Below are 6,282 nucleotides of genomic sequence, written 5' to 3'. Positions count from 1 at the left end.
TCTTACAATTAAATTAAAAAAATTAAAAGGTTAAAATAAAAAATTAAAAAAATATTTTTACGGGTCTGATACAATATCCAGAGTTATTGTAAGCGAAAAGTCAGATCCCTGGTAATGGTTTACATCATGTCCTCCACTGTTGCCCAGGCCTATCCATATTTGCATTAATGCTGTGCCCTCTGGGCTAAGAGATGTGTTAAATCCGGATATCTGATTTACACTGTATATGTATCCAGTGCTTGTCTCAAGGTCGCCCATAAATGCCTGTTGAGTAACTCCCATTGCATTTATTGGTTTTGCAGGTGTGTTGTATTCAGGGTTTGATGATGTTGTAAAGGTTGGTGCTGGTGATGATACCATAAATCCTACTGTTCCATTGTTTGTTATTACAGCCTGAAGTTCAACATACTCACCGGGTGCAAGATTTGTCACATTCACAACGAATTCCTTTCCACTAGTGGCTGTCGTATAGAACTGGTTTCCAAGAGAAAGGTTATATATTCCACTGGTGTGATGGTATGGTTCTGCTGCCCCTATCTCGTATATATGTCCGTTTGGTCCCTCAACTGTTATTGGCGTGTTATTGGCATTTGTGCCAATAAGGCTCATATCATTTTCCCAGGTCAGATGACCTGCTGTGTTATTAATGGTAACAGTCGAATTCCCAGAGAATGCGGAGAACGCAAAGGTTCCCCCCAGTGCTATGAGAATCGGCACTACCAATAATACGGCTAACTTTTTATTCATTTAGTCACCAGAAATTAATTTTTTGATGGCTAATAAAAAATAAGAAAATAATAATAAGGCTAATATTTTAATAACTGTTATCACAATAAATCCTTAAAATAAGTTGGCAAAAAATATTATACATAGCTATTATACTAACAATTATTATTTATCATTACTAAGTATATTTAATAAATAAAAGTTAAAACATTCCCGGCCCTTAACATTTATGAACAAAAAACTATACATTACATTAATTGTAATTTTTGCATTACTCATTATTTTCTCATCAATAATAATTATGGAGCCAAGGGAGCACACAAAAAATATTAACGTTACAGATTTTGCATCAAATGCTAAGATTAATGTTAATGATTCTTTAAAAAATAACAGCCTTTATAGTGTTAGTACACTGTATAACCCATCAGTAATTTATAAGAATATATCAAAAAACATGACAGTATATGTAACCGGAAATTTCCTTGCATCCGAGGCACAATCGGTTTTAATTCAATATACTGTATATGCTGTCTCATCTGAACCCTCGTGGACAAGAATATTTATGCAAAATTCAAGCAGTTTTACCTTTTCCGGGAGCCATGAAATTAATGATATGGTTATTCCATTAAATATATCCGGCATTTACAATAAGGCTGCAAGCATAGATAATGAACTGGGTTATACGTCCAGCATGCCTGCAATTGATATAAACTTAACAATAATTGACGCAAATACCGGAACATCATCATCAACAGGGATAATAATAAACGGTGCAAATAAAGAATATACAATATCTTATGGAAAACCGGCTAGCATGACCTCTGATACTGACGTTAAGGATTCCTATGGTGGCAAACCGGTAATTCCAGAACCGCAACTTTATGGATACATTATAATGGCAGCATCCATTGCATCAATAGTTATAATATCACTGTCCTTTTTGGGCTTCCCAAAAAAGAGGAGTGAGATGGATAAAAACATCGATGAATACTCAGACAGAATTATTGAAATTAAATACATGCCCAGGGGAACATCTATTAAGGTTGATTCATTCTCGGATCTTGTTAAACTTTCTGACGCATATCATGAACCGTTATTTTACATAAAAGAAAAAAACCTATTTTTTGTATTTCACGATTTTAAGAATTATGTATACGGTGATAATATATGAAAAAAACATTTTTTCTTATTATTATTGGATACATTTTTTCATATCAAATGATTTTACATTATACCAAAAACGCATGGCTAGCTGTAATACTACCGGCTATTATATTTATACCATTGATACCCAAAATAAAAATAAAATTTAATAAAGATGTAATAAAACTGGGCATACTTGCATTGTTCATGGAATTTTTTTTAATAGAACCTAGCCTTGTATTTAAAAAAATTGTATTTCATTTTTATATAATCCCATTTTTAACAAGCGTTGTTTATTCCATCATAACTGCATTTATTTTTATACTGATTCTCATGGCAATTAAGGAAACCAAAATCAAGAGTTTCCTGCTTAGAGGTTTACTCTTTGGTTCATCTGTTTTACTTTATTATTATCCATACAGTGCCCTGATTAATACAAAAACAATCTTCTCATTTGCCGTTTTCAATATAATTTTTATATTTTTTCTGGGCATTACAATTATATTTATTTATAATAAAAGCGGTTATAATTTCCTTGCAACATTACTTTTTATTCTTATTTTCGCAATTTTTGCATCGTTCCCTATCATTATAGAAATCTCAAAATATTATTACCTTATCTGGCAGATGATTACTCTTTCACTTATAATATTTTTAACAGATCTTATGATTAAAAACTCCTTTGAATTTTTAAATATTTTCAGGAGTAATAAAATTAATTTTAAAAAATTGCTCAAAAATTCCAAATATATTATAATATTTCTGGTGGTTATTACCATTCTCTCAATTGCAATATCACCTGGAATAACTGAACACAGTTACTTTGTTATAGGAGACCCCACAGGAAGCATGTATCCTGTTATTAAACCAGGGTCTGTGCTTGTTGTTGGTCCTATTAACACAAAATCAATTAAGGTGGGCGACATAATAGTTTTCAATGCCCCCTGGGAAAATGGAACGCTTTTCGCACATCAGGTTATAAAAATATGTCACATCGGAGGGCATGAGTATTTTAGAACCAAGGGTGTTGCCAATCCAGCCCCTGACCCCAAACCGGTTCCACCATATGACGTTAAGGGACGCGTTTTGTTTGCAATTCCATATCTAGGTTATGCATTAATTTATTCAAAACTTGTCCTTGCCGTTGTATTTGTTGGAATAGCCGGAATTTTAATATACCCCGGAAAGCGGGGTTCATGGAAGAATACTAATATGAGGTGGTAGGAATGGAAAATTATAAAAAAATGAGGTGTGAACAATGAGTGATAATCTTACAGTTTTTTTCGACAGTTCTGAATGGGAAGAATCATTTAATGAATATCCTGGAAAATTAAGTAAAGATTACATCCCGGATATTATTATAAAGTCAAAATCTGGAGAGGAGCGGATACCGGTTCTTTTATTATCCGGGGAATCTAATAAAAAATTGAAAAAACTTCAGGAGTTCATTGATTATGTGCCTGGAAGCTCATTTAATAGGAGAATCTGCATATATTCTGGTAATATAACACCGGAAATAAGGATAATGTGCAGTAAGTACAATATTACCCTGTGCAGAAAAATAGTAATTAACCATGGAAGTTTTTATAAAACAATAGAGGCCACAGATATTAAAAAAAGCTCAGGTCCCAACGATGGCCATGGCATTGATAAAATCCAAAGAAGGGAAAAAAATCTTTATAATACGTGAGATGCTGGAGGCCATAAAATTAAGTGATGGAATGAACATAACAAAAATAATCTATAAATGCAATTTAAATTATCAATATGCAATAAAGCTTCTTGAGGATCTTGCCGGCAGGGGGGTAATTCAACTTATAGATTATAAGGGAGGTATAAAATATAAAATTACTGCAACTGGTATTAAATATCTTAATGATCTTAAATCAATCTGATTTAATCATTTAAATGCTTTTATTATACAAATGATCTATCATAATCATCATAACACAAACTTTATTAATACGATAATGTTTAATATTTATGAACAAAAATAATGAACTTCAGGTTTTTGATTTTGAACATTTATGTCTTGATAATTCAAATTTTTTGTTGGAAAACGCCAAAATCATACTAACAGAAAGGGGGAAAGTTTTGGTTTTGTTTCTTTCTGGAACCATAATTGAAAAGATAAATATTTTAAAAAATATTAAAATTCCGGAAGATATTCCATTATATGCAAAAATTGGTATATACGCTGGAATGGTAGATAGCAACATTAAAAAAATTGCCCATGAACATGATATTAAACTAGTTAAACAGCTCAGCTTCAGATCAAGTTTGTATAATATTATTATACGGACAAACGATAATAAAACAAAAATAAATTTTTTTGATAGGGAATCAAAAAGATCAAAGATTCAGATAGAAAAGGAAATACTTGAAATATTGAATTCTAGGGAAAAAATGCCAATAACAAAAATAGTTTATAAATGCAATTTAAATTACAAGTACTGTTCAGATTTACTTAACGATTTAATAAAAATTAATACCATTGAGGTTCTTGAAGAAAAGATGGGTATAAAATATAAAATCACACAGTTTGGTAGGGAATATTTATCCAATTTAAAAAAACTTGGAGAGATTTAAATTCAGGCGCCTTTTTGGATATCATTGGAAGATTTATTTTTACCGGTACCGATTAAAAACATCCTGTATAATTATATCTTGGATATTTAAGGTTTAGAACATTCATACATATGCATTTAATAAGGGGCTTTACAATATTAAAATAATGCTTTATGAATTCCTAACCCTGATAATATATTTCATACTTCTCTTTGTATTTTTATTATACATAAAAACCAGAATGGCAACGTTGCTTAACTTAATGGACAGAGAAAAAAATCTTACTGATTTACTTTTTTTAAAAAAGCTTCTTAAATTTATCTACAAAAATAATCTAATAAAAAATCTTGAAATAATTTTAGATAAATTAACCATATACAACGATTCAAGTGTTATGGAAATATTTAATGATATAATTCCTGAGGCAGAGAGTGATATAATTGATATATATCAGCCATTGAATAGATTTGGGGAACTTAAAAAAAAGTATGATATGATTAATGAAAACTATGTTTGGTTACTCTATTTTTCAATAACATATCCCGTTATTTTAATTATTATTTTTATAATAAATCTTTTTAGGTTAAAAATAATATTAAGCCTTTATTTTGGACTAATATTATTCTGGGCAATTTTAATTATGGCCGTAATAACATCAATAGCCATGGCAGTCCATACATTAAAACTCATAATGGGAACCTTAAATGAAATAGGGTCTGTATAAACATTTATTTAATTACCGGTCACTGGTAGAAAATCTAAATACAATAAATTCAAAAGATTATGGGCTCTAACAGATTTTATTAAAGTTTTAATCCAATACAATAATTCCAATAATCAGAGAGTAATATTCTTATATTTATGGTATATATTCTTATTTAGAATATATGGTGACTTTAAATTTTGGCATCTGTAAAAATTGCGGTCATGAAATTGTTTTCTTTGAAGGTCAATGGAAGCATCACATAACCCGGGCTAATCTATATCATGTCCCACACTGGCCTGCAGGTCATGTTATAACCATTGACTGCAAAAGGGATTCCTGTAAGTGTTTAATGCCAGAACTTGATGAATCAAAGGGGCAGAAATCAAGAATGGTTTTATTGGATAGACATATGGACAGATAGGGGAAGATCATGCTGCTATACACTGTAAACAGGATCATGACCGTCGCGATGTATATAGGTATACTTTCTCTTCTTATAGTATCGATTGGGTTATATTTATATTACTCTGGTGTGTACACAGATAGCACATCAAACATCTTCAATATTGGAAAGTCACTATTTTTATTGTCTCTAATTTTTCTCATTGTTGGCTGGATATACAAAGTCAAGAAAGGCAAAGCCAACAAAGGATAGGTTTAAGAATATAATAATTCAATGACATTGTTGAGGGCAAAAAATTGAGTTTTGGTGAATATATTTATCATATAATATTGGTCACAATTGTTTCCATGGTCTTGTTAGTCATGAATATTATGGCTTTTAGCAAAAGATGGGGCCAATTATCTCTTTATTTTTGACCTTGCATACGTAGTTGAAATAGGGTAGATTATGTTGCCCTATCCTTATATCCCGGTGTGGAAATTAAAAATGAAAAGGGATAATTATTCGATTAAAATAATAATTTACTGCCTGCCTATTCATTAAAAATAAGACTCAATGATAACTGTAAATGGGCCCGACCGGATTCGAACCGGTGACCTCCTCCGTGTCAGGGAGACATCATACCACTAGACTACGAGCCCAGTGAAGGTTTATTTTAAGATGATATATAATTTTTTACTTTTAATGAAAATTAGGATTATATGGTAAAAATAATAATATATATGTTAGATCGGAA

7 protein-coding genes and 1 tRNA gene are annotated in these 6,282 nt (G+C 30.9%); 6 read left to right on the top strand and 2 right to left on the bottom strand.

Features of this window, described 5'->3' with window-relative positions:
- Positions 1 to 57 precede the first annotated feature (57 nt).
- A complete protein-coding gene (locus AOG55_RS06120; protein ID WP_048101669.1) occupies positions 58 to 747 on the bottom strand; it encodes a hypothetical protein in 690 nt (229 codons plus the stop codon).
- 208 nt (positions 748 to 955) lie between these two features.
- Between AOG55_RS06120 and AOG55_RS06115 the strand changes: the two genes are divergently transcribed.
- The 6 genes from AOG55_RS06115 to AOG55_RS06090 all read left to right on the top strand — a co-directional run bounded on the left by AOG55_RS06115 (position 956) and on the right by AOG55_RS06090 (position 5,161).
- Entirely contained in the window at positions 956 to 1,897 is a 942-nt protein-coding gene (locus tag AOG55_RS06115; protein ID WP_048101668.1) for a DUF5305 family protein, read from the top strand.
- Positions 1,894 to 3,093 carry a signal peptidase I gene (locus tag AOG55_RS06110; RefSeq protein WP_048101667.1) on the top strand — a complete coding sequence of 400 codons (1,200 nt, stop codon included), beginning with the start codon at positions 1,894 to 1,896 and terminating at the stop codon, positions 3,091 to 3,093. Before AOG55_RS06115 ends, AOG55_RS06110 begins: the two co-directional genes overlap by 4 nt.
- Positions 3,094 to 3,127: 34 nt before the next feature.
- The gene (locus AOG55_RS06105; RefSeq protein ID WP_048101666.1) at positions 3,128 to 3,559 is read left to right on the top strand and encodes a hypothetical protein; all 432 of its coding nucleotides are present in this window, start codon (positions 3,128 to 3,130) and stop codon (positions 3,557 to 3,559) included.
- A complete protein-coding gene (locus tag AOG55_RS06100; protein ID WP_162216766.1) occupies positions 3,510 to 3,764 on the top strand; it encodes a winged helix-turn-helix domain-containing protein in 255 nt (84 codons plus the stop codon). Before AOG55_RS06105 ends, AOG55_RS06100 begins: the two co-directional genes overlap by 50 nt.
- An 88-nt stretch (positions 3,765 to 3,852) precedes the next feature.
- Positions 3,853 to 4,458 carry a winged helix-turn-helix domain-containing protein gene (locus AOG55_RS06095; protein WP_055041036.1) on the top strand — a complete coding sequence of 202 codons (606 nt, stop codon included), beginning with the start codon at positions 3,853 to 3,855 and terminating at the stop codon, positions 4,456 to 4,458.
- 145 nt (positions 4,459 to 4,603) lie between these two features.
- Positions 4,604 to 5,161 carry a hypothetical protein gene (locus AOG55_RS06090; RefSeq protein WP_048101664.1) on the top strand — a complete coding sequence of 186 codons (558 nt, stop codon included), beginning with the start codon at positions 4,604 to 4,606 and terminating at the stop codon, positions 5,159 to 5,161.
- 954 nt (positions 5,162 to 6,115) lie between these two features.
- Here AOG55_RS06090 and AOG55_RS06080 read toward each other — a convergent pair.
- Positions 6,116 to 6,187, bottom strand: a tRNA-Val gene (locus tag AOG55_RS06080).
- Positions 6,188 to 6,282: the final 95 nt, after the last annotated feature.

Origin of the sequence: Acidiplasma cupricumulans (assembly GCF_001402935.1) — an archaeon.
Taxonomy (GTDB): domain Archaea; phylum Thermoplasmatota; class Thermoplasmata; order Thermoplasmatales; family Thermoplasmataceae; genus Acidiplasma; species Acidiplasma aeolicum.
The sequence above is the reverse complement of the archived record's forward strand: the minus strand, read 5'-3'. Positions and strand labels throughout refer to the sequence as shown.